Annotated in this window: 21 protein-coding genes, 2 tRNA genes and 1 pseudogene; 14 read left to right on the forward strand and 10 right to left on the reverse strand. The window is 68.4% G+C overall.

Features of this window, described 5'->3' with window-relative positions:
• A partial coding sequence (locus ACXAID_RS01945; RefSeq protein ID WP_475020495.1) for a hypothetical protein occupies positions 1-691 on the forward strand: 691 nt, incomplete at its 5' end.
• A 16-nt stretch (positions 692-707) separates the two neighbouring features.
• Here ACXAID_RS01945 and ACXAID_RS01950 read toward each other — a convergent pair.
• Both ACXAID_RS01950 and ACXAID_RS01955 read right to left on the reverse strand, forming a co-directional pair.
• Positions 708-977, reverse strand: a complete 270-nt coding sequence (locus ACXAID_RS01950) for a hypothetical protein (protein WP_475020496.1) — start codon at positions 975-977, stop codon at positions 708-710.
• Between the two features lie 79 nt (positions 978-1,056).
• A complete protein-coding gene (locus ACXAID_RS01955; protein ID WP_475020497.1) occupies positions 1,057-1,821 on the reverse strand; it encodes an acyl-[acyl-carrier-protein] thioesterase in 765 nt (254 codons plus the stop codon).
• Positions 1,822-1,972: 151 nt separating this feature from the next.
• On the opposite strand from ACXAID_RS01955, the gene ACXAID_RS01960 reads away from it, so the two are divergent.
• Complete coding sequence (locus tag ACXAID_RS01960) at positions 1,973-3,562, forward strand: Na+/H+ antiporter (RefSeq protein WP_475020498.1); 1,590 nt, start codon at positions 1,973-1,975, stop codon at positions 3,560-3,562.
• A gap of 55 nt (positions 3,563-3,617) precedes the next feature.
• Here the strand turns inward: ACXAID_RS01960 and ctaD are convergent.
• Positions 3,618-5,334 (reverse strand): annotated as a pseudogene (gene ctaD / locus ACXAID_RS01965) (aa3-type cytochrome oxidase subunit I); the annotation flags it as partial.
• Between the two features lie 64 nt (positions 5,335-5,398).
• Positions 5,399-6,388 carry a LysR family transcriptional regulator gene (locus ACXAID_RS01970; RefSeq protein WP_475020499.1) on the reverse strand — a complete coding sequence of 330 codons (990 nt, stop codon included), beginning with the start codon at positions 6,386-6,388 and terminating at the stop codon, positions 5,399-5,401.
• A 142-nt stretch (positions 6,389-6,530) separates the two neighbouring features.
• Here ACXAID_RS01970 and ACXAID_RS01975 point away from each other — a divergent pair, with 142 nt between their 5' ends.
• From ACXAID_RS01975 to ACXAID_RS01995, 5 genes are all read left to right on the forward strand, one after another.
• Positions 6,531-7,007 (forward strand): hypothetical protein, encoded by a 477-nt coding sequence (locus ACXAID_RS01975; protein ID WP_475020500.1) that lies wholly within the window; start codon positions 6,531-6,533, stop codon positions 7,005-7,007.
• 50 nt (positions 7,008-7,057) lie between these two features.
• A complete protein-coding gene (locus ACXAID_RS01980; RefSeq protein ID WP_475020501.1) occupies positions 7,058-7,468 on the forward strand; it encodes a hypothetical protein in 411 nt (136 codons plus the stop codon).
• The gene (locus tag ACXAID_RS01985; RefSeq protein WP_475020502.1) at positions 7,465-7,683 is read left to right on the forward strand and encodes a hypothetical protein; all 219 of its coding nucleotides are present in this window, start codon (positions 7,465-7,467) and stop codon (positions 7,681-7,683) included. Before ACXAID_RS01980 ends, ACXAID_RS01985 begins: the two co-directional genes overlap by 4 nt.
• 141 nt (positions 7,684-7,824) lie before the next feature.
• The gene (locus ACXAID_RS01990) at positions 7,825-8,067 is read left to right on the forward strand and encodes a hypothetical protein (protein ID WP_475020503.1); all 243 of its coding nucleotides are present in this window, start codon (positions 7,825-7,827) and stop codon (positions 8,065-8,067) included.
• A 334-nt stretch (positions 8,068-8,401) separates the two neighbouring features.
• Complete coding sequence (locus ACXAID_RS01995; RefSeq protein ID WP_475020561.1) at positions 8,402-8,752, forward strand: hypothetical protein; 351 nt, start codon at positions 8,402-8,404, stop codon at positions 8,750-8,752.
• A gap of 126 nt (positions 8,753-8,878) precedes the next feature.
• Here ACXAID_RS01995 and ACXAID_RS02000 read toward each other — a convergent pair.
• Positions 8,879-8,952, reverse strand: a tRNA-Gly gene (locus tag ACXAID_RS02000).
• A 160-nt stretch (positions 8,953-9,112) separates the two neighbouring features.
• Here ACXAID_RS02000 and ACXAID_RS02005 point away from each other — a divergent pair.
• From ACXAID_RS02005 to ACXAID_RS02020, 4 genes are all read left to right on the forward strand, one after another.
• Positions 9,113-9,186 (forward strand) — tRNA-Pro (locus ACXAID_RS02005).
• 59 nt (positions 9,187-9,245) lie between these two features.
• On the forward strand, positions 9,246-10,670 hold the full coding sequence (gene tig / locus ACXAID_RS02010; RefSeq protein ID WP_475020504.1) for a trigger factor: 1,425 nt from the start codon (positions 9,246-9,248) through the stop codon (positions 10,668-10,670).
• A gap of 124 nt (positions 10,671-10,794) precedes the next feature.
• Positions 10,795-11,379, forward strand: a complete 585-nt coding sequence (locus ACXAID_RS02015) for an ATP-dependent Clp protease proteolytic subunit (RefSeq protein ID WP_173012233.1) — start codon at positions 10,795-10,797, stop codon at positions 11,377-11,379.
• Complete coding sequence (locus ACXAID_RS02020; protein WP_475020505.1) at positions 11,376-12,065, forward strand: ATP-dependent Clp protease proteolytic subunit; 690 nt, start codon at positions 11,376-11,378, stop codon at positions 12,063-12,065. Before ACXAID_RS02015 ends, ACXAID_RS02020 begins: the two co-directional genes overlap by 4 nt.
• Positions 12,066-12,069: 4 nt before the next feature.
• Here ACXAID_RS02020 and ACXAID_RS02025 read toward each other — a convergent pair whose 3' ends face one another.
• Positions 12,070-12,513, reverse strand: coding sequence for a TIGR03618 family F420-dependent PPOX class oxidoreductase (locus tag ACXAID_RS02025; protein WP_475020506.1), 444 nt, complete (start codon positions 12,511-12,513; stop codon positions 12,070-12,072).
• A gap of 128 nt (positions 12,514-12,641) precedes the next feature.
• On the opposite strand from ACXAID_RS02025, the gene ACXAID_RS02030 reads away from it, so the two are divergent.
• Both ACXAID_RS02030 and clpX read left to right on the forward strand, forming a co-directional pair.
• Complete coding sequence (locus ACXAID_RS02030; RefSeq protein WP_475020507.1) at positions 12,642-12,923, forward strand: hypothetical protein; 282 nt, start codon at positions 12,642-12,644, stop codon at positions 12,921-12,923.
• 290 nt (positions 12,924-13,213) lie between these two features.
• Complete coding sequence (gene clpX, locus ACXAID_RS02035; RefSeq protein ID WP_475020508.1) at positions 13,214-14,494, forward strand: ATP-dependent Clp protease ATP-binding subunit ClpX; 1,281 nt, start codon at positions 13,214-13,216, stop codon at positions 14,492-14,494.
• 31 nt (positions 14,495-14,525) lie between these two features.
• Here clpX and ACXAID_RS02040 read toward each other — a convergent pair whose 3' ends face one another.
• From ACXAID_RS02040 to ACXAID_RS02055, 4 genes are all read right to left on the reverse strand, one after another.
• Positions 14,526-15,767, reverse strand: coding sequence for a glycosyltransferase (locus ACXAID_RS02040; RefSeq protein ID WP_475020509.1), 1,242 nt, complete (start codon positions 15,765-15,767; stop codon positions 14,526-14,528).
• Positions 15,768-15,959: 192 nt separating this feature from the next.
• Positions 15,960-17,954, reverse strand: a complete 1,995-nt coding sequence (locus ACXAID_RS02045; RefSeq protein WP_475020510.1) for a chitinase — start codon at positions 17,952-17,954, stop codon at positions 15,960-15,962.
• 169 nt (positions 17,955-18,123) lie between these two features.
• The gene (gene fdhD, locus ACXAID_RS02050) at positions 18,124-18,948 is read right to left on the reverse strand and encodes a formate dehydrogenase accessory sulfurtransferase FdhD (protein WP_475020511.1); all 825 of its coding nucleotides are present in this window, start codon (positions 18,946-18,948) and stop codon (positions 18,124-18,126) included.
• The gene (locus tag ACXAID_RS02055) at positions 18,948-21,293 is read right to left on the reverse strand and encodes an FdhF/YdeP family oxidoreductase (RefSeq protein WP_475020512.1); all 2,346 of its coding nucleotides are present in this window, start codon (positions 21,291-21,293) and stop codon (positions 18,948-18,950) included. The genes fdhD and ACXAID_RS02055 overlap by 1 nt, the downstream gene beginning before the upstream one ends.
• Before the next feature lie 193 nt (positions 21,294-21,486).
• Here ACXAID_RS02055 and ACXAID_RS02060 point away from each other — a divergent pair, with 193 nt between their 5' ends.
• A complete protein-coding gene (locus ACXAID_RS02060) occupies positions 21,487-23,664 on the forward strand; it encodes a glutamine synthetase III family protein (RefSeq protein ID WP_475020513.1) in 2,178 nt (725 codons plus the stop codon).
• Positions 23,665-23,729 lie beyond the last annotated feature (65 nt).

Genomic DNA, 23,729 nt, shown 5'->3' on the forward strand with positions numbered 1-23,729 from the left:
TGACGGCGGTCAGGGCACCACCGGCGGGGACGGCGGCGACGGCGGACCCGGCGGCGTCGGCGGCCTCGGGGGCAATGCGGGACACGACGACACCGGCGGTGCCGGCGCCAGAGGCGGCGCCGGTGGTGACGGCGGAACCGGCACCCTCACTGCGGGCGGCGACGGTGGTGACGGTGGATCCGGTGGTCGCGGTGGCGATGCCGGCGACCTGCTGGGTGGTGATGGCGGTGAGGGCGGCCTGGGAGGTGACGGTGGCGCCGGTGGCACAGGTGTGACCGTCGACGGGGACGGCGGTAACGGTGGAGTCGGCGGTGCTGGCGGCGATGGCGGAGAACGTAACGCGGGTGATGCGGGAAGCAACACCGGCGGTCAGGGCGGTGCCGGCGGAACGGGTGGTGCCGGTGGCGGCGACGGCGGCGTCAGCGGGGACGGCGGCGACGGTGGTTCCGGCGGTGACGGCGGTGTGGACCGAGTCGCCGAGACCGCCGACAGGGGTGGTGCCGGCGGTAGCGGCGGCACGGGCGGCAGCGGAGGTAGCGCCGGCGGTACCGGTGGCACCGGCGGCAGGGGTGGTGCCGGCGGTGGCGGCGGGGATGATGGCAGCATCGGCGGTGCCGGCGATCCCGGCGACGGCCCCACCGGCGGGGCCGGTGGGGCCGGCGGTACGGGCGGCGCGCCGGGCACGCTGTAGCCCGGGTGCCGGGCGCTCAGAGCCGGTGCATCTCCCGAGCCATCGCGGCCGCCTCGAAGCAGTCCGGACGTCGCTGTGCGACACTGCGGCGCCGCTCACGTCCGGCGAGGTAGCGGTTCCACCAGCCGCGCACCGGGTTCGCCGGCGGGTGCGCCGCGGTGGCGGCGCTGGTCGCGAGCATCACCTCGGCGACGCTGACCAACCGGGTTCCCTCCGGATGGGCCGTGGTGTGAGCGGGATCGATCGCACGCATCCCGCGGGGCAGGGTCTGGGTGTTTTCGTTCATGGCGACCAGAGTCGTCGACGGCGCCGGCCCGGGCTTGGAGCCTTCGTGGAGATTGGGTGGAGATCGGCGGGTGGTCCCCTCAGAGCTTGCGGAGCAGGGCCGCCGCGTGGACCTCGTCCCCGACACACAGCGCGATCTGCATGTCCGCGTTGGTGTCCGGCCCGCTGCGGCGCCATCGGATCGTGACGTCCTCGCCGTACTTGATCGGGCGACGGTATTCGATCACCGCCCGGTAGGGCGCCCGGACCACATCGGGCACCAGCGGGGTCAGCTCGTGGATGGCATGCCAGTAGGCGGTGTTGGTGACATGTTCGAACAGATCGATGTCGGTGCGGCGCAGCGAGAACGGCATCTCGGAGTCGGTGTCGGCCGGGTTCTGCAGCCACGGGCGCCATTTGAGCCGGTGTTCGTCGGTGGTGGAGCCGAAGCGTTCCAGCAGGGTGTCGGTGGCGCGTTGCGGGGTGAGGGTTCTGGCGTTCATCGCGATCCAGAAACCCTCGGTCTCGATGTGCCCGCCGTCACTGCCGTCCAGGTCGACCCGCATGGTGCACCAGCGCAGCGACAACGCCGAGCACCACCGGCTGAACGCAACCTCGTTGGGGAACGCGATCGGCTCGATCACGTCGATCACGGTGCGCTGAACCAGCCAGTGCGGGTGTTGTTCGGCCTCGCCGGCGTCGACGAGGTTCTCCGCGCCCACCTCCTGCAGGTAGCGGGCGACCGAGTCCAGCCGTAGCTCGAGGTCGGCGCCGATGTCGCCGGTGGCCACCCGCCATGCGGTGCGGTAGACGTAGCCCGTCTGCGGCGGCGGGCTGAGCCGATGGTCGACGTCTCGGGCGGGCATGAGGCGCTAGCCTACGGCCCCATATCGTTGCCTTCGTCCAGGATCGGTGTCAGCCCGGTGCCGGGGCACCGGGTCGACGAGGGCACAGGCAGTACTCAGCCAGATCGGCCATGCTGGCCGGCAGCGTGTGCAGAAGGGAGGTCCCACCAGCGTGGAAGCGAAGCTGCTGCTCGTCCTGGTCGCCGCGGTCCTACTGTCCGCGGTGGCCCGCCGGTACAACCTGTCCTCACCGCTGGTGCTGGTGGTGGCCGGCCTGGCGGCGAGTCTGCTCCCGCATTCACCCAAGATCGACCTGGAACCCGACCTCGTGTTGTTCGTGGTGCTCCCGCCGCTGCTGTGGTCGGCCGGCTTGGAGAGTTCCTATGTCGCGCTGCGCAAGAACATCAGACCGGTGGCGATGCTCGCCGTCGGACTGCCGATGGCCACCACGTTCGCTGTGGCGTTCGTCGCCTACCACACGGTTCCCGAGGTCACCTTCGCCTCCGCGCTGGTGCTGGGGGCCATCGTCGCGCCGCCCGATGCGGTGTCGGCCACCGCGATCGGCCGCAAACTGGGGTTGCCGCGCCGGACGATGACGCTGCTGGGCGGTGAGAGCCTGCTCAACGACGCCACCGCGCTGACCGCCTACAAGGTGTCGCTTGCCGCCGCCATCGGCCTGGCCGCCAGTTGGGGCACCGCGTTCACGACGTTCGTGCTGGCCGCGGTCGGGGGAGTCGTCGTCGGCCTGGTGGCGGGGACGTTGATCGTCCACGTCCGCTCGCTGCTGGCCGACCCGTTGGTGGAGAGCGCGATCGGGCTGATCGCGCCGTTCGTGATCTATCTGCTGGCCGAACAGATCCGGGGATCCGGCGTGCTGGCCGTCGTTGTCGCGGCGCTGATCCTGGGCCATCGGTCCACCCGGGCGAGCTATGCGACCCGGTTGCAGGACGACGCGGTGTGGCGAGCACTTCAGCTGGTGCTGGAGGCCTTCGCGTTCTTCCTGATCGGGCTGCAGCTGCCCAGCGTGCTCACCGAGATCCAGGGCATGCCGGCCACGGTGATGATCGGGTTCTCGCTCGCCGTGCTCGGCACCGTGATCGTGGTCCGGATCGGGTGGGTCTTCGCGTTCTCCTACCTTCCGCGGTTGCTGCCGTGGCGCCGAGGTCCGGCACCGCCCGCCGCCGAGGTGTTCGTCGTGGCGTGGGCGGGCATGCGGGGTGTGGTGTCGCTGGCGGCGGCCTTCGCGCTGCCGGCGACCACGCTCAGCGGCGACCCGTTCCCGGGCCGGGCGCACATCGTGTACCTGACCTTCGTGGTCGTGGTCGGCACGCTGCTGCTACACGGGTTGACGCTGCCCTGGGTCATCAGGCTGCTCGGCGTGGGCGGCGAGGATGCGCAGGCTGAGGCGCTGGCGGCCGCCAGCGCGCTCGACCGTGCTGCAGACGCTGCGGCGGCACGGTTGGACGCGGTGTTGGCCGAGGCGGCCGCGCAGGGCAGGCGCACCGACATCCAGGAGCGCGCCGCCGAGGCGCTGCGCGCCTGGGTCGCTGAACGGCGGGCGGCCGCCTGGGACGAGGTCCGCGCCGACGGGGATGGCAGCGAGAACCTGGCGTCGGCCTTCCGGCAGTTGCGGGTCGAGATGATCGACGCCGAGCGCGAGGCGTTCATCGCCGAACGCAACAGCGGTCGCATCGACGATGAAGTCCTCCGGACGGCCCTGCGCAACCTGGACCAGGAGGAAGCGGTCTTCCAGCGGGAATGACACACCGCGGCTGAGCGGCCCCGAGGTCAGCTGCGGACGTTCTCGTCCTCGACCCGCGTGACGTCGCCGTCGCCGGGTCCGTGGGCCCGCCCGACATAGGCCTCGCGGCGCATCCGCTCGACCATGTGCGGGTAGTGCAACTCGAAGGCCGGACGCTCGGAACGGATGCGCGGCAGCTCGGTGAAGTTGTGCCGCGGCGGCGGGCAGCTGGTGGCCCACTCCAGCGAGTTGCCGTAACCCCACGGGTCATCGACGGTCACCGGCTCGCCGTAACGCCAGCTCTTGAACACATTCCAGACGAACGGCAGCATCGAGGCGCCCAGGATGAACGCGCCGATCGTCGACACGATGTTCAGCGTCGTGAAGCCGTCGGTGGGCAGGTAGTCGGCGTAGCGGCGCGGCATGCCCTCGTTGCCCAGCCAGTGCTGCACCAGGAACGTGGTGTGGAACCCGATGAACGTCAGCCAGAAGTGCAGCTTGCCCAGGCGCTCGTCGAGCAACCGGCCGGTCATCTTCGGGAACCAGAAGTAGATCCCGGCGTAGGTCGCGAACACGATAGTGCCGAACAGCACGTAATGGAAGTGCGCCACAACGAAATACGAATCGTGGACATGGAAGTCCAGCGGCGGGCTGGCCAGCAGCACGCCTGAGAGGCCGCCGAGCAGGAACGTGGCGATGAACCCGATCGAGAACAGCATCGGTGTCTCGAAGGTCAACTGCCCCTTCCACATCGTGCCTATCCAGTTGAAGAACTTGATCCCGGTCGGCACCGCGATCAGGAACGTCATGAACGAGAAGAACGGCAGCAGCACCGCACCGGTGGCGAACATGTGGTGGGCCCACACCGCCATCGACAGCGCCGCGATGGAGACGGTGGCATAGACCAGCGTGGTGTAGCCGAAGATCGGTTTGCGGCTGAACACCGGGAAGATCTCGCTGACGATGCCGAAGAACGGCAGCGCGATGACATACACCTCGGGGTGGCCGAAGAACCAGAACAGATGCTGCCACAACAACACTCCGCCGTTGGCCGGGTCGTAGACGTGGGCGCCGAGGTGACGGTCGGCGGCCAGGCCGAACAGGGCGGCGGTCAGCAGCGGGAAGATCAACAGCACCAGGATCGAGGTCACCAGGATGTTCCAGGTGAAGATCGGCATCCGGAACATCGTCATGCCCGGCGCGCGCATGCAGACCACGGTGGTGATCATGTTGACCGCGCCCAGGATGGTGCCCAGACCACCCACCCCGAGCCCGAAGATCCACAGGTCGCCGCCGGCGCCCGGAGAGTGGATGGCATCGGTCAGCGGTGAGTAGGCCGTCCAGCCGAAGTCGGCGGCACCGCCGGGGGTGATGAAGCCGGCCAGTGCGATCAGCGCGCCGAACAGGAACAGCCAGAACGACAGCGCGTTGAGCCGGGGGAAGGCCACGTCCGGGGCGCCGATCTGCAGCGGCAGCACCAGGTTGGCGAACCCGAACACGATCGGGGTGGCGTAGAACAGCAGCATCGCCGTGCCGTGCATGGTGAACAGCTGGTTGTACTGCTCGTTGGACAGGAACTGCAGGCCCGGGGCGACGAGTTCGGTGCGGATGAACAGCGCCATCAGCCCGCCGATGAGGAAGAAGGCGAAGCAGGCGACCACGTACATGATGCCGATCATCTTGTGATCGGTCGTGGTGACCAGCTTGTAGATCAGGTTTCCCTTGGGGCCCAGTCGTTGCGGGAAGGGGCGGGCAGGCTTCAGTTCCCGCAGCGCCGGAGCCTCGGCTGTCATCAATCCCCCAAAACGTCGACCTGCAACCGCTGTCCTCTATTGAGCAGGCTCCCGGCCCTGCTTCCTAGGGGCCAAAGTCCCTTGATGTCGGGATTGCCTGCTGCTCCCACCAGGTTCGATCGGCATCGGGAAGCCACACCTGGCTGCCCTCGGCGGCCAGCTCGGGCCCGATGGTGTGCTCGCTGTGCTGTGCGGCGGCGAGCAGCCGCCCCAGTGACGCCGCGGACACACCCCGTCGCCACATGAGCGCCCAGGCGAACACCGGGGTCGGCTCGGCCAGCGGTATGACGCGCAGCCGGTCGGAATCCGGGGCCGGCATGGCCCGTCCGAGCAGCGAGGCCGCCGCCGGGTCCCGCGCGGCGCGATCGAGGAAGTGCTCGAACCCCATGGCGGTCGGCGGTTGTTGCAGGGTGAAGCCGAATTCCCTGGTGAGGTCGGCGACCAGGGTCGTCCAGTCCTCGGGGGCGGAATCCATCGGAAACGACAGGCGGTGGCCGGCCAGTTCGGCCATCGTCACCGCGTCGCGCCGCGCCCATTGGTGTTCGGTGCTGACCAGCAGTCCGATCGGTTCGAGCACCGCCGGCCGCCGGTACAGATCCGTCGGCCACGGGTCAGCTGTCGCCCGACCGAATGCGACGTCGCAGTCACCGCGCCGAAGCGCCGCGACGGCCGAGTGGTGACCAGCACGTGAGCTGACCACCACCTCGAGCCGGGGATCGTCGGTCACCGCTGCTCGGACCCAGCGCAGTGGGGCGAGGTACTCGAACATCACGTCGACGCGCAGGGTGTGCAGACCGGGTTTCACCGCAGCGGCCACGGCGTCGGTGGCGGCCACCGCGTCGTGGGCGGCGGGTAGCAGCCGCTGCCCGGCCGCGGTCAGCTCGACGCGGCGGTGCGCCCGGTCGAACAGCCGGACCCCGAGCTGGCGTTCGAGTCGCCCGATCCGTTTGGACAGGGCCTGCTGGGTGACGTGTAACCGCTGTGCGGCCCTGCCGAAGTGGTTCTCCTCGGCGGTGACGACGAACGTTCTCAGCAGCCCGGTGTCCAGGTCCACAAACTCAGGCTGGCCCGACAACCGATGGTTGTCAATGCGGGTCAGAGGGTTGTTGGACACCGCGGTTCGGCCGCGATTGACTCGGCTCGAGTGGCTACGACCGAAGAGCGGTCATGCTGAGACATCGAGGCCGGAAGTGCCGATGACGCACACCTTGTTCATCATTGCCCACACCGTGGCCGGTGCGGTGGCCTTCTTCACCGGCATCCTCGCGCTGCCCCTGACCACCCTGCGGTCGTGGCGCTGGCGCTGGTACGTGGTCTCGCTGGTGCTCACCATCGTCACGGTGGGCGGCGCGGTGTGGGTGAGTTGGGGTGAGCTGCCGACTGTGACGCGCAGCGTCTACGCGGGCCTGATGATGCTGGGGGCCTACATGCTCTACCGTGCGTCCCGCTCCGCGCAGCGGTTGCGCCGGCGCGACCGGGACTGGCGGGAACGGTACTTCGACGGCGTTACGTTCACGCTGATCTCACTGTTCGACGCGTTCGTCATCGTCGCCGCCATCGACCTCGGAGCGCCGGGCTGGCTGGTGGGGGTGGTCGCGGTGGGCGGAGTCGCCGGGGGAGTGTGGGCGAAGAGAACCGCGGCGGGCCGGATCCTCGGGACCGCGGCAGTCTGACCGGGGTTCACGGTTCCCGGGCGGGTCGGCGACTGGCTACCGTGAGGGCGATGGGATCTGAGCGACGCCGCTGCGGTCAGCGGCGTTGGCTGCTGACCGTGGCGGTGCTCGGCTATTCGGCCGTGGCCGTCGCCGGCGCGCCCTGGACGCTCTACAGCGCAGTGTTCACTGCGATACCCGGGATCATCCTGCTCGGCTACGCGGTGCGACGCGGCTGGCACCGTGTTGACGCCGGCGTCGCGCGGGTGCACCTCGACCGGGTGGCCGTGCGGGGGCTGGTGGTCTGGACGGTGTTGATCACGGTGCTGGGCGCCTGGATACTCGCGGTGCACTTCAGCGGTCCACGGCCGGACTATCCCACCCTGAGCTACCTGATGAACTCGTGGTTCGACAACTACGGCGTCCGGGTGGGCGGTTTCGCGGCCTGGTTGGCGCTGGGCTGGTATCTGGTGCGGCGATGATGCTGCCTCCGGACTCGCGCACCCTGATCCTGGTGATCTGGGCCGCCCTGTTCGCCGCGGCGGCGCTCTGGCAGCTGGTGTGTCTGCTCAGCCCGCGGCTGCCCTCGTTGACGGTGGTCGTCGATGTGCTGCTCCAGAACTGGATCACCCGCTGGCTGCTGCTGGCCGGCTGGTTCTGGTGGGGCTGGCACGTCTGGGTCCGCGGGGGCTGGTGACCGACCCGGCGTCCCCCGGTCGGCGGACGCCGAATTCCTCCGCGCAGACCGCTGATCGACCGATTGCGCGCGGCCGGGCGCGGCGACAGACTTCTCGGTAGGCCGCAGAGCCGCGGCACACAACCGACAGGGGACAACACCATGACAACCGCATTCACTCGCCGGGTGGGCCGCTACATCGCGCTACCGACCGCGGCGCTGACCATCGCGGGCACCGCCGCCCTCGGGCTGGCCGCCCCCGGTAACGCCGCACCGGAGATCGGCAACGGTGCCGGGCAGGTCGTCGAGCAGGTCCAGCCGTTCAACCACGACTGGAACAACGTGAACAACCTGCGCCCTGAAGTGCAGTGGCAACACCCTGAGTGGCAGAACCACCAACTCTGACCGGTCGAGCTCGTCTCCCCGCCCGACCCCGAGCGGACCCCGCTGCTGAATCGGCTGCGGTGCAGCGACTTTCGTGATCTACCGGCGACCGGGACCGACGATGACGGTGTCGCCGGGGAAGGCCGAGAATGAGCCGAGGGTCAGCCGAGCCCGCCGGCGGGCCGTTGCTGTGAATTTGCTGGAGGTCACCTGAAGGCTCGCTGAAATTCGATCTGAACTGCGAATATGCTGTGATCTACATGTCTGCTTGAATGTGCGGGAGCCGGATATCGCTGTTAGTCTCAAGCGGCCGCACAACATCATGAGGATCACCGTCCTCCCTAGAAAAAGGGGAATACTGATGGCCGCCAAGGCTTTCGCGCGCAGTTCGAAGAAGCTGGGCTTGGTCGGCGCGGGCTCGTTCGCCGCCGCCGCAGCCCTCATCGGTCTCGGCGGTGGCACCGCGAATGCCGACGTCGACGAGATCGCCCCCACCCCCGTGGTGACCGCCTCGCAGTCGCAGAACGCCGTCATTCGCATCAACGACTACGGTGTGGCGCGCGGTATCTCCGAGGCTCGTCTCGCCGACGCCGGCGTCGTCAGCGCCCAGGGGGACGTTCGCGACACGATGCACGCCGTGGTCGGCGGAACCGCCTCCGGCTTCGAAGGGGCGTACCCGGTCGGCCCGCCCATCGCCGACTGGTGATCTGACCAGAGTCTTGTGCTGCCGCCCCCGGTTCGCCGGGGGCGGCAGTGTTGTGCGGACGGGTGGTCCGGACGCGGGGCGGGTGGACCCCGGGACATGTTCGGCCGGCGCAGCCGCCGGCCGGTGTGGAGCGGGCGACGGGAATCGAACCCGCGTAGCTAGTTTGGAAGACTAGGGCTCTACCATTGAGCTACGCCCGCATGTGCCGCCTGTGCAGGCAGTACCGGCCGACTGTACCGGTGTGGAGCGGCTCAAATCCAATCGGATCCCCGGCGGGTCGGTCCGTTGTCGTCGAGCTGCGGTGACCACGTAGTATCGCCGGTGGTCTGGCGCTGCGCGCGGGTGCGACGCGGCGACGACCGGGGTGTAGCGCAGCTTGGTAGCGCATCCGCTTTGGGAGCGGAAGGCCGCAGGTTCAAATCCTGTCACCCCGACAAGCACGTCCACCCCCACAAGACCGACCCCCACAGAAGAGCAACCGAGGAGTACGAACGTGAAGAGCACCGTCGAGAAGTTGAGCCCGACCCGGGTTCGCATCAACGTGGAGGTGCCCTTCACTGAGCTCGAACCCGACATCGACAAGGCGTTCAAGCAGCTGGCCAAGCAGGTGCGGCTGCCCGGCTTCCGGCCCGGCAAGGCCCCCCGCAAGCTGCTCGAGGCACGCGTCGGTCGCGGCGCCGTGCTCGAGCAGGTCGTCAACGACGCGCTGCCCGGCCGCTACAGCGAGGCCGTCACCGCCGAGGCGCTGCAGCCCATCGGCCAGCCCGAGATCGAGATCACCAAACTCGAGGACAACGAGGAGCTCGTCTTCACCGCCGAGGTCGACATCCGCCCCGACATCGAGCTGCCCGACTTCTCCACGCTGACCCTCACCGTCGACCCCATCGAGATCGACGAGGCCGACGTCGACGCCGAGATGGAGTCGCTGCAGAAGCGGTTCGGCACCCTCACCGGTGTCGAGCGTGCCGCCGAGACCGGCGACTTCGTCTCCATCGACCTGTCGGCCACCGTCGACGGCCAGGACGTGCCCGAGGCCAACACCGAGGGGATGTCCCACGAGGTGGGCTCCGGTCAGCTGATCGACGGTCTGGACGAGGCGATCGTCGGCCTCAAGGAAGGCGAGAGCAAGGTCTTCACCACCACGCTGGTGGCCGGTGAGCACGCCGGCAAGGAGGCGCAGGTGAGCGTCACCGTGAAGTCGGTCAAGGTGCGTGAGCTTCCCGAACTCGACGACGACTTCGCCCAGCTGGCCAGCGAGTTCGACACCGTCGACGAGCTGCGCGAGGACCTGCGCGGAAAGGTCGCGCAGGTCAAGCGGGTCCAGCAGGCCGAGCAGATCCGCGACAAGGCCATCGAGCAGCTGCTCGAGCAGGTCGAGGTGCCGCTGCCGGAGAAGGTGGTGCAGGCCCAGGTCGACGACGCGCTGCGCAACGCCATCCACGGGCTCGACCACGACGAGCAGAAGTTCGCCGAGCAGCTCGCCGAGCAGGGCAGCAGCCGCGAGGAGTTCGACGCCGACAACCGCACCAACGCCGAGAAGGCGATCAAGACCCAGCTGCTGATGGACGCCATCGCCGACAAGCTCGACGTCCAGGTCGGCCAGAACGACCTCAGCGAGCGGCTGGTGCTGATGTCGCGTCAGTACGGCATCGAGCCTCAGCAGCTGCTGGGGATGCTGCAGCAGAACAACCAGCTGCCCGCGATGTTCGCCGATGTGCGCCGCGGCCTGACCGTGGCCGCGGTGGTGCACGGCGCCACCGTCACCGACACGGCGGGCAACACCATCGACACCACCGAGTTCTTCGGTCCGTCCGGCGAGCAGGCCGAGGCGGACGGCCAGGACGCCGACGGTGTCGTGCAAGAAGCGGAGACCGCGCCGGAAGCAGTCGAGGCTGCCGCGGGCGACGACACCAAGTGACGCTCTGAGCGAACGCCCGCCGTCTGGGGGCTCCCCGTCGGCGTGCGTTGGTTAGTGTCGTCTTCTAAGACCGGTCACCGCGTCGGAAGTACATATAGAAAGCAGGTATCCAGTCGTGACTGATATGCGTGGCGCGCCGCAGGGACTCACGCTCCAGGACTCGGTCTACGAGCGGTTGCTCGCCGAGCGCATCATTTTCCTGGGCTCACAGGTGGACGACGACATCGCCAACCGGTTGTGTGCGCAGATCCTCCTGTTGGCCGCTGAGGACCCGACCAAGGACATCCACCTCTACATCAACTCGCCGGGCGGCTCGATCAGCGCCGGCATGGCGATCTACGACACCATGGTGCTGGCACCGTGCGACGTGGCCACCTACGCGATGGGCATGGCTGCCTCGATGGGCGAGTTCCTGCTGGCCGCCGGCACCAAGGGCAAGCGCTACGCGCTGCCGCACGCGCGCATCCTGATGCACCAGCCCCTCGGCGGCATCACCGGTGGCGCCGCGGACATCGCGATCCAGGCCGAGCAGTTCGCGTCGATCAAGAAGGAGATGTTCCGGCTGAACGCCGAGTTCACCGGGCAGACCATCGAGCGCATCGAGGCCGACTCCGACCGCGACCGCTGGTTCACCGCGCAGGAAGCCCTCGAATACGGCTTCGTCGACCACATCATCACCAGCGTCAACTTCAACGGAGCGAACTCATGACCGATCCTCGACTGAGCACTCCCGGCGGCGCGGCCGCGGGCACTCCGCACGGCACCGCAGGCCAGCAGCCCCAGGCCCGCTACATCCTGCCGTCCTTCATCGAGCACTCCAGCTTCGGTGTCAAAGAGTCCAACCCGTACAACAAGCTCTTCGAGGAGCGCATCATCTTCCTCGGCGTGCAGGTGGACGACGCGTCGGCCAACGACATCATGGCTCAGCTGCTGGTGCTCGAGTCGCTCGATCCCGACCGCGACATCACCATGTACATCAACTCGCCGGGTGGTTCGTTCACCAGCCTGATGGCGATCTACGACACCATGCAGTACGTGCGGGCCGACATCCAGACCGTCTGCCTGGGTCAGGCCGCCTCGGCGGCCGCGGTGCTGCTGGCCGCCGGCACCCCCGGCAAGCGGCTGGCCCTGCCCAACGCGCGCGTGCTGATCCACCAGCCCGCCCTCGGCGGTGTCATCCAGGGGCAGTTCTCCGACCTGGAGATCCAGGCCGCCGAGATCGAGCGGATGCGCACCCTGATGGAGACCACGCTGGCGCGGCACACCGGCAAGGATCCCGAGACGATCCGCAAGGACACCGACCGCGACAAGATCCTGACCGCCGAGGCGGCCAAGGAGTACGGCATCATCGACACGGTGCTCGAGTACCGCAAGTTGTCGGCCCAGAGCGCCTGACCGCTCAGCCGTTGCTGTAGATCCGCGTCGGTGCGATGAGCACCGCGGTGCGCCGCTGCTCACGCATCGTGCGGTCGAAGGTGTCCCAGTCGTCGTGGGTTCCGCCGGCCGCGGTGAAGATCGCCCGCAGCAGGGCGGCCAGCGAGTCGTCGGAGCCCAGCCACGGCTGCGGATCGTCGGGGCCGGCCAGTACGGCCTGCCCTTCGACGGTCGCCCACCGCCAGCCCTGCCGGAACGTCACCGCGATCTGGGGGCGCGCCCGCAGGTTTGCCAGTTTGACCCGGCCGTAGGTGACGAAGCCCAGCGCGGGCTCACCGGTCCCGGGGTGTGGCAGCGGACCGGCGTTGACGACCGAGGCCTGGATGGTGCCGTCGGCGCGCAACGTCGACACAACCGCCAGCCCGCTGTCGGCTCGCGCCAGCGCGAAAGCGTCGTCGAGGGTGGTCATGCCCGCAGCGTACGTCAGGGAAATGCGCGCGAAAGCGGGCCGGTTTCGGCCGCGCGTGGCAGGCTGTGACCGCGGTATCAACGGCGGTGAAGGGCGGAACTGCGGTGGGGCGTCGGCAAGGGTGGGCAGTGGTCGTCGCTGCCGCAGCGGGGGTGCTCGGCCAGGTGGCCTCGCCGGCGGTCGGCACCGCGCAGGAGCCGGTGTGCCCGGCCGGCATGTACTGGGACGTGATCACCAATCAATGCCTGTACTACGACCTCGACGTCTACCTGAATCCACCCAACCCGATCGTCGGTCCGGCCGGTCCGATCGGGGTCGGCGGAGTCGTCGGTCCGGTCGGGCCGGGGCCGGTCGGCCCAGGTCCGGTGGGTCCGGGACCCGCAGGTCCGGGTGGGCCGGGACGCCGATAACCGCCGTCACCGCCGACCGGTGGGGCATCCCTGCCACGGCAGGTACGTTGGACGCGGTGGCTCCCGGCCGGTAACGGCAGCGACACGCCGGAGACACGGTGGTGTGTTCCGCAACCATCCGGGCGGCATCAGGGGATATGTTGGCGCAACCACACACGAATACCACCGGCGCGATTCGGCATTATCGGTCGCAAAGCGGCCGAACAAGCGGGTAGCGTCGGGAACATTCCCCGGTGTGACCACCGAAGAACTGATCACGACTGCCAAATTAGGAAGTGGGACCCCAGCGAATGGCACGCATTGGAGACGGCGGTGACCTGCTGAAGTGCTCGTTCTGTGGCAAGAGCCAGAAGCAGGTGAAGAAGCTCATCGCCGGACCAGGCGTCTACATCTGCGATGAGTGCATCGACCTGTGCAACGAGATCATCGAAGAGGAACTCGCCGACGCCGACGACGTCAAGCTCGACGAGCTGCCCAAGCCGGCCGAGATCCGGGAGTTCCTCGAGGGGTATGTGATCGGCCAGGACACCGCCAAACGCAGGCTGGCCGTCGCCGTCTACAACCACTACAAGCGCATCCAGGCCGGTGAGAAGACCCGCGACTCGCGCGCTGAGACCGTCGAGCTGGCCAAGTCGAACATCCTGATGCTCGGCCCGACCGGCTGCGGCAAGACCTACCTGGCGCAGACCCTGGCCAAGATGCTCAATGTCCCGTTTGCGATAGCGGATGCGACGGCACTGACGGAGGCCGGCTACGTCGGCGAGGATGTCGAGAACATCCTGCTCAAGCTCATCCAGGCCGCCGACTATGACGTCAAGCGGGCCGAGACCGGCATCATCTACATCGACGAGGTCGACAAGATCGCCCGCAAGAGCGAGAACCCGTCGATCACCCGAGACGTGTCCGGCGAGGGCGTGCAGCAGGCGCTGCTCAAGATTCTCGAGGGCACCCAGGCCTCGGTCCCCCCGCAGGGCGGCCGCAAGCACCCCCATCAGGAGTTCATCCAGATCGACACGACGAACGTGCTGTTCATCGTGGCGGGTGCGTTCGCCGGGCTGGAGAAGATCGTCTCCGACCGGGTCGGCAAGCGCGGCCTGGGCTTCGGCGCCGAGGTGCACTCCAAGGCCGAGATCGACACCCAGGACCACTTCGCCGAGGTCATGCCCGAGGACCTGATCAAGTTCGGGCTGATCCCCGAGTTCATCGGCCGGCTCCCGGTCGTCGCCTCGGTGACCAACCTGGACAAGGACTCGCTGGTGCAGATCCTGTCCACCCCGAAGAACGCCCTGGTCAAGCAGTACACTCGGCTGTTCGATATGGACGGCGTCGAGTTGGAGTTCACCACCGACGCGCTGGAGGCCATCGCCGATCAGGCCATCCACCGCGGCACCGGCGCCCGAGGTCTGCGCGCCATCATGGAAGAGGTGCTGCTCCCGGTGATGTACGACATCCCCAGCCGCGACGACGTCGCCAAGGTGGTTGTCACCCGGGAGACCGTCGAGGACAACGTGCTCCCCACCATCGTGCCGCGCAAGACCGCCCGCAACGAGCGGCGCGACAAGAGCGCCTGACCCACCGTCACGACGGCCGTGCACTGACCGTTCAGCCGGCCGACTGGCGACGGGGGGTGCACGGTCGCCGTTCCGTGGTCACATCCTCGACCAGCGCGGCCACCTCGGCCACCCCGTCCCGGCGGGCGAAGGCCGCCTCCAGCCGGCGCGCCTGCTGCAGGTAGCGGGGGTCTGCGCGGACAGCACGCACCGCCGAGCGCACCGCGTCGGCGGTCGGCGCGGCAGTGCGCAGATCGATGCCGGCCCCCGACCACGCGACGCGTGCCGCAACCTCGGCCCTGGTTCTGGTGCTGCCGGCCGCCACCACCGGAACACCGCTGGACAGCGCGTGCTGCACCGCGCCGTAGCCGCCGTTGGTCACCATCACGTCGACCTTCGGCAGCAGGCGGTCGTGGGGCAGATACTCGGCGACATAGGTGTTGGCCGGTATCGGGGTGCGCAGCCGGGACACCGGCCGGCCGCCGGTCGTGGCCACCACGGTGACATCCTCGTCGGCCAGTGCCTCGATCGTGGGCCCGATGAGCCGGGACAGGTCACCGTTGTCGACGGTGCCCTGGGTGACATGCACGACCGGACGTTCCCCGTCGAGCGCCGGCCACCAACGCGGCAGCGGGAAGCGGTTCGAGCGGCGCGGGCGCACCAGCCCGACGAAGCGCACACCGTCGGGTAGTTCGGTGCGCGGGTACTCGAAGCTGGGCACCGTCGGCACGATCAACCGGTCGGCGAGCATGCCGACGTCGAGCACCGGCACCGGCAGCGGCCCCGTCCCCATCGACGCCAGCATCCGATCGGTGGCCCGCTGCGTGGGGCGCGGCGCGCCGCCGGGCGCGTCGCCGCCACCGGAGAGCATCAGCGGGGTCGGCGAGTAATAGAGCACCTTCGGCAGATCGGTGCGGGTGTCGAGCAGCAGCGGGAGGACCCCGACGAATGCGTGATCGACGATGACGGCGTCGTAGCGCCGGGCAGACAGCGCCGCGCGCAGTTCGGCGGCCTGGCGCGGCATCGGCCGCAGGAACGGCCGCACGATGGCGTCGTTCGGTCCCTCGGGACCGAACCGCGCGGCGCGTCGCGCTGCGGTGAACGCGGCATCGTCGAAGTCGGCCGATGCGGGCAACGGGTGGGGTTGCGCCCCCACGCCGGCCACCTCCGCGGTGTGCTCGGCACCGGTCATCACGGTGACCCGGTGGCCCCGCCACACCAGGTCCTCGGCGACGGCCAGCAGCGGTGCCACGTGCCCCAGCGGAGACAGTGCGGCGATCAGTACCGTCGGCATCAGCGCTGCCCAGCAGCGAGGTCTGGCAGAGCGGAACGCGGTGCGGTTTGCGGCCAGGACGCGAAGAGCACTTCAGCCATGCCCTCGATGTTCGGCGATCACCCCCGCCGTGCACTTGGAGGTTGTGTGGAGAATGCGTGGAGATTGCAGATCAGGGGGCTGTGCTCTCAGCCGGTGACCCGGGACCTGGCGTCACACTTGTGTGCCGGTTCGGGGGTCGGTGCCGGCCATCTCGGCCTGTTCGAACACCCGCGAGTAGGCGAAGTCGACGAAGCTGATCCCGTTGCAGTAGTTCGACGAGCCGGTGAAGTCGGAGTTGCAGCCATCTGCATCGGTGCTGACCGCCATGTCGCGGTTGGCCGACCAGATCGAGAGCCTGCCGATTCCGTAGGACACCGCGAAATCGACGATCTGTTGTGCGTCATGGAGATAGAAGACCTCGTCGAGATCGTCGGCGTAGCCGATCATCGACGTGATGCCGATCATCGCCCACAGCTCCTCGTCGGTCTTGGCGTCCCCGTAGAGATCGGCCAGCTGGTCGTGCACCGCGGTGGCCGCCTGCACGGCCAGGTCACCCATGTAGTACTCGCCGGTGGGCGCAAAGGTGGTGTCGTAGTAGTCGAACGTCATGATGTTCACCACCGAGACGTCCACGCCGTAGTTGATCGCGCTCTGCAGCTCGTAGATTCCCGTGTCGGTCAGGCCGGTGGGCAGCACCGGGATCGTGTACGAGACGGTGACCTCATTGCCCTCTTCCAGGTTCTGTTGTTGCAGCAGCGCGATCGCGTTGTTGCGCCGGTCCACCGAATCCTCGTCCTCCCACTGGGTTCCCTCGACGTCGAAGTCGAGGTTGTAGATCTCGTAGGCGTCGATGACGTCCTGGTAGGCGTCGACCAGCGTGTCGACGTCGGTGATATCGGTGGCCAGGTAATTCCCCAGAGCGCCGCCGAAAGACAGAATGGCATCGGCGCCCAAGAGTTCGATCTCGTCGATCGTGCTGGTGATGTAAGGGTCATCCAGCGCGTAAGCGGTGCTGTAGCCCCACACCGGGGTCCCGGGGTCGTCGGGATCGCTGACGATGAACGCCAGGCTGAAACTGTCGATGCCGTATTCGGTGACGGCTGTCTCGTAGTCGAACTTCGGATCATCGAGGGTCACGTCGACATAGGGGGCGTAGATCGTCGCGGGCCGCCCCGCAAGCATGCTGGAATCGACGCGCACGGGCACCGCGACGGCGCTGCCGATGAGCGGCATGAGCAGCAGGTTCACGATCGGCGTCTGTTGCAGGATGCGCACCGCGGGCTCGACGAACTGCCCGATGATCGGCACCTGCTGAAGGGCCGCCACCAGGTGCGTCGTCTCGGAGACCAGAACGGTGAACTCCTCGGTGGCCTTGCCGCTCACGACCGACGGACCCACCGTGGTCGTGAAGTATCCGGTGTCCTCGTCCAGCTCGACCGAGCCGCCCTGGTCCGGTCCGGCGGTCAGCGTGTAGGTCAGCGGGAGGTCCCGGGTGCTCGTGGCCAGGACCTGGCCGGCCACCGTGGTAGCCGTCGCGTCGTCGAGCACCCACCCGGTGTCATCGACGACCTCGTCCTGCGTCACCGCGGCCGCGCTCAGGGAGTCGGCCTCGGTGCCTGCCGAGGCGGCGTACGTTGCTGCGCTCTGTTCGGCACCGTCCTCGCTGCTTTCGTCGCTCGACAGCTCTGCGGCCGGCAGTCCGGCTTCCTCGGTGTCGACCAGGGGGGCCGTCGCCTCTTCGGCCGGTTCGGTTGCGGCGCCGTCCTCCACGTGCGACGAGTCCGCATCAGCGAGGTCCGATTCGTCTGCTGCGAGGTCCAGTTCCTCCTGCTGTTCCTCGGATTGCGTCGAATCCGCGGCGTCGTTCTCGGCGTCGTCCTCGGTGCCGTCCTCGGAGTCACCGCCGCTGGTGTCGTCCGAATCGTCTTCGGCCGATGCCGAATCCGAGGACTCGGTGCCGGCAGCCGATGACGATGAGGAGGCCGGCGATGTGGATGCGGTCGACGAACCCGAGTCAGCACTCGACGACGTCGTCGAATCGGAACCAGCCGACGAGTCCGGTTCCGAGTCCGCCCACGCGGCGCCGGCGCCGGCGAGCAGACCCGTACCGATGCCCAGCGCTACCGCCAACCCGCCCACCCGACCAACAAGCTCCGCAGATCGCACCGACAGTCCTCCCGTTGTGATGTGTGGCCGTGCACTAGAACCGGCTTTGCGGCACGCAGGGATCGCAGATGGATTCCAGGCCCTTGCCGGGCAACCTATTCAAGGTCCCGGTGGGGGGTCTGTTAGCGCGGCTACGTTCGGCGGGAAATTCGGGCGATCCGGCGCCGGCTCAGTCGGTCACCCGGTCCGGACGGCTGTAGATGTTCATCGACTCACCCCGCAGGAACGCCACCAGGGTCAGACCGGACTGGCTGGCCAGGTCGACCGCCAGCGACGACGGCGCCGAGACCGCCGCCAGCATCGGGATGCCGGCCATCACCGCTTTCTGGGTGAGCTCGAACGACGCCCGCCCGCTGACCAGCAGAACCGTGCCGCCCAGCGGGATGCGGCGCTGCTCCAGCGCCCAGCCGATGACCTTGTCGACGGCGTTGTGCCGGCCGATGTCCTCGCGGACCACCAGCGGGGCGCCGTCGGTGTCGAACAGCGCGGCACCGTGCAGGCCGCCGGTCGCGGCGAACACCTTCTGACGTTCCCGCAGCTTGCCGGGCATGGCGCAGAGCGTGTCGGCGCTGACCGTCGACGGATCGTCACCCGGGCCGTGCTTGCTGATCAGCCGCACCGCCTCCAGCGAGGCCTTGCCGCACACCCCGCACGACGAGGTGGTGTAGAAGTTGCGGGTCGGGTCCACATCCGGTGTCGGCACCCCGGCGGACAGGGTGACATCGAGGACGTTGTAGGTGTTGGTCCCCTCCTCGGTGGCGCCACGGCAGTAGCGCACCGCCACGATGTCGTCGCGGCGCGCTACGACACCCTCGGTGAGCAGGAAACCCTGCGCGAGTTCCACATCGGCCCCGGGGGTGCGCATCGTGACGGTGATCGGGGCACCGTTGACGCGGATCTCCAGCGGCTCCTCGACCACCAGGGTCTCGGGCCGGGCGGTCGCCTCGTCGGCCCGCACGTGGCGCACCCGCCGGCGTGCGGTGACCCTGCCCACTAGTTCTGCCCCCGCCGCTCGAGCCTGATCACGACCGCCTTGGACACCGGGGTGTTCGACTTGGCGGCGGTGTGGTCGAGGGGGACGAGCGGATTGGTCTCCGGGTAGTAGGCCGCGGCGTTGCCGACCGGGGTCGAGTAGGACACCACCGCGAAGTCCTCGGCGCGGCGCTGCTGGGAGTGACCGTCGGCGTCGGTGAACTCCGAGACCAGATCGACGCGGTCACCGTCGGACAGGCCGAAGGCCTCGAGATCGGCCGGGTTGACCATGACGACGCGGCGGCCACCCTTGATGCCGCGGTAACGGTCGTCGAGCCCGTAAATGGTGGTGTTGTACTGGTCGTGGCTGCGCAGGGTCTGCAGCACCAGCCGGCCGGCCGGCACCGGTACCCACTCCAGCGGGTAGGCGGTGAAGTTCGCCTTGCCCGTGGTGGTGGGGAACTCGCGGGAGTCACGCGGCGGGTGCGGCAGCTGGAAACCGTCGGGGGCGCGCACCTTGCGGTTGTAGTCCGCGCACCCGGGCACCACCGCGGCGATCGCGTCGCGGATGGCGTCGTAGTCGGCGTTGAACCGTTCCCACGGCACCGGATGCTCGGGGCCGAGCAGCACCCGGGCCAGCTGGCAGACAATGGCGACCTCACTGCGGACCTGCTCGCCGGGCGGGTGCAGGCTGCCGCGGGACAGGTGCACCATCGACATCGAATCCTCGACCGAGACCTGCTGTTTGCCGCCGGCCTGCACGTCGCGGTCGGTGCGGCCCAGCGACGGCAGGATCAACGCGGTGCGGCCGTGCACCAGGTGGCTGCGGTTGAGTTTGGTCGACACCTGCACGGTCAGCGAGCAGCGGCGCAGCGCGGCCTCGGTGACCGCGGTGTCCGGGGTGGCCGAGGCGAAGTTGCCGCCCATCGCCATGAACACGCCCGCCTTGCCGTCGCGCATCGAGCGGATCGCGTCGACGGTGTCGAGGCCGTGCTCGCGCGGGCTGGTGATGCCGAACCGTTCGTCGAGGGCGGCCAGGAAGGTCTCGGGCATCTTCTCCCAGATGCCCATCGTGCGGTCGCCCTGGACGTTGGAGTGCCCGCGCACCGGGCACAGGCCCGCCCCGGGCTTGCCGATCATGCCGCGCATCAGCAGCACGTTGGAGATCTCGGAGATGGAGGGCACCGCGTGTTTGTGCTGGGTCAGGCCCATCGCCCAGCACACCACGATGCGCTGGGCGCCGGCCATCATCGCCGCCACCCGGTCGAGCTGGGTGCGGTCGATGCCGGTCGCCTCGACGACGGTGTCCAGGTCGACGGCGCGGGTGCGGCGTTCGTAGTCGTCGAAGCCGGCGCAGTGCCCGGCCACGAAGTCGCGGTCGACGATCCCGGCGTGCGGCCCCGCGTTGTCCTGGGCTTTGTCGTCGGCTTCGAACAGCAACCGGCCCAGCCCGGCGAACAGCGCCATGTCCCCACCGAGGCGGATCTGGACGAACTCGTCGGCGATCGGCACGCCGTCACCGATCACCCCGTGCACCTTCTGCGGATCCTTGAACCGCATCAGGCCGGCCTCGGGCAGCGGGTTGACCGCGATGATCTTCGCGCCGTTGGCCTTGGCCTTCTCCAGGATCGACAGCATCCGGGGATGGTTGGTGCCCGGGTTCTGTCCGGCGATGACGATCAGGTCGGACTCCACCAGGTCCTCCACGGTGACCGAGCCCTTGCCGACCCCGATCGACTCGGTCAGCGCGGCACCGGAGGATTCGTGACACATGTTGGAGCAGTCCGGCAGATTGTTGGTGCCGAAGCTGCGTACCAGCAGCTGGTAGAGAAACGCCGCCTCGTTGCTGGTCCGGCCCGAGGTGTAGAAGACCGCCTCGTCGGGGCCGGACAGGCCGCGCAGCTCGTCGGCGATCAGCTGGTAGGCCTCGTCCCATCCGATCGGCCGGTAGTGCCCGTCGCCGGGGCGCAGCACCATCGGGTGGGTGAGCCGTCCCTGCTGGGACAGCCAGTACTCGGGTTTGGTCTCCAGCTCGGCGACCGGGTGGCGGGCGAAGAAATCCGGGGTGACGACCCGGGTGGTGGCCTCCTCGGCGACGGCCTTGGCGCCGTTCTCGCAGAACTCGGCCAGCTTGCGGCCGCCGTGCTCTTCGGGCCAGGCGCAGCCCGGGCAGTCGAAGCCGTGCCGCTGGTTGAGCTTGGCCAGCGTGGCCGCGGTACGCAGCGGGCCCATCGATTCCAGCCCGCGCCGCAGCGACACCAGTACCGCGGGCACCCCGGCCGCCTCATGCTCCCGGTCGGTGACCGTGACCGCGTTCTCGTCGATGTCGGCGTCGGTGTCCTGGTCCGGGTGGCGGCGAGTGGGCATGCCCCCATTGTGGTCGGTCGGGCAGTGCGCCGCCATGACGTCCCCGTCACCCAAAGCCCGGGTTGGTAACGGCTGCATTCTGGCGTTGACGCCGACGTAACAAGATCGGCATGCGTCGTTCCTAAGGTAGGCCGGTCGAACGTCTTGAGTAGGGGTCGGACGGCCCCCGGTCGAATCAGGGATAGGAAAACCATTGAGCGGAAATGCGGTGCGCCTCCAGGCCATCTACAACGTTGAGGGATACGAGCCCCCAGCCTTCAGCTTCGACCCGAGCGAAGCGCCCGGCGAGGTTTTCGGCTCGAACGTCTTCACCAAGGCCGAGATGCAGCTGCGGCTACCCAAGTCGGTGTTCAAGTCCGTCGTGGCCACCATCGAGAAGGGCACCAAGCTCGATCCGGCCGTCGCCGACGCCGTCGCGGCGGCGATGAAGGACTGGGCGCTGTCTCGGGGCGCGACCCACTACGCCCACGTCTTCTACCCGATGACCGGCTTCACCGCCGAGAAGCACGACAGCTTCCTCGAACCCGTTTCCGATGGCGAGACGCTGGCCGAGTTCGCCGGCAAGACCCTGATCCAGGGCGAGCCGGACGCCTCCAGCTTCCCGTCCGGCGGGCTGCGCAGCACGTTCGAGGCCCGCGGCTACACCGGCTGGGACGTCACCAGCCCGGCATACATCCTCGAGAACCCGAACGGCAACACGTTGTGCATCCCGACGGTCTTCGTGTCGATGACCGGTGAGGCGCTGGACTACAAGACCCCGCTGCTGCGCAGCCAGCAGGCGATGGGCACCCAGGCCGAGCGCATCCTCAATCTCTTCGGCCACGACAACTTCGAGCACATCGTGTCCTACTGCGGGCCCGAGCAGGAGTACTTCCTGGTCGACCGGCACTTCTTCCTCGCCCGCCCGGATCTGATCAACGCCGGCCGCACCCTGTTCGGCGCCAAGCCGCCCAAGGGCCAGGAATTCGACGACCACTACTTCGGAGCCGTCCCCGACCGTGTGCTGGCGTTCATGATGGACACCGAGCGTGAGCTGTTCAAGCTCGGTATCCCCGCCAAGACCCGGCACAACGAGGTCGCGCCCGCCCAGTTCGAGGTCGCGCCGATGTTCGAGAAGGCCAACCTGGCCTCCGACCACCAGCAGCTGCTGATGACCACGTTCAAGAACCTGGCCCAGAAGCACGGCATGGAGTGCCTGTTCCACGAGAAGCCGTTCGCCGGTGTCAACGGGTCGGGCAAGCACGTCAACTTCTCGATGGGCAACTCGAAGTTCGGCAGCCTGCTGGTTCCCGGCGACACCCCGCACGAGAACGCCCAGTTCCTGGTGTTCTGCGCGGCGGTGATCCGGGCCGTGCACAAGTTCGCCGGGCTGCTGCGCGTCTCGGTGGCCTCGGCCACCAACGATCACCGCCTGGGCGCCAACGAGGCGCCGCCCGCGATCATCTCGATCTTCCTCGGCGCGCAGCTGGCCGACGTCTTCGAGCAGATCGCCAAGGGTGCGGCGACGTCCTCGAAGGGCAAGGGCGTCATGCACATCGGTGTCGACACCTTGCCGGTGTTGCCGACCGATCCGGGCGATCGCAACCGCACCAGCCCGTTCGCCTTCACCGGCAACCGGTTCGAGTTCCGCGCCCCGGGTTCGGGACAGACGGTCGCGGTGCCGATGATCATCCTCAACACCATCATGGCCGACTCGTTCGACTACATGGCCACCGCTCTGGAGAAGGCCGTTGCCGACGGCGCCGAGTTCGATTCGGCGGTACAGCAGTTGCTCACCGAGGTGATCACCGAGCATGGCGCCGTCGTCTTCAACGGTGACGGATACTCCGATGACTGGCAGATCGAGGCGGCCTCGCGCGGTCTGCCGAACTTCAAGACAACCCTGGATGCGCTTCCGGCGCTCATCGACCCCGAGTCGGTGGAGTTGTTCAGCAAGTACGGCGTGTTCAACGAGCGGGAGCTGCACAGCCGCTACGAGGTCCGCCTCGAGCAGTACGCGCTGACCATCGGCGTCGAGGCCAAGCTGTCGCTGGAGATCGGCACCACGGTGATCCTGCCCGCAGCGGTGCGCTACCAGACCGAGCTGGCCCAGAACGTCGCGGCGCTGAAGGCGGCCGGGGTTGACGCCGACACCACGATGCTCGAAGCCGTGTCGGGCCCGATCGCGGATCTGACCGCCGCCGTGGGCACGCTCAAGGCGGCGCTCGCCGAGCATGCCGGTGACTCGGCGATGGACGAGGCCAAGCACGCCCAGGAGGGTCTGCTGCCGGCGATGGAAGCGGTGCGTACCGCCGCTGACGCGCTGGAAAACGTTGTGGCCGACGACCTGTGGCCGCTGCCCACCTATCAGGAGATGCTCTACATCCTCTGATCAGGGCTTGTTCACGCGCTGCCCGCCCGGGCCTCCACCGGGCGGGCAGTCGTGTTCGGGGTGGG

The sequence above is a fragment of the Mycobacterium sp. ABE4_509 genome (genome assembly GCF_056160785.1).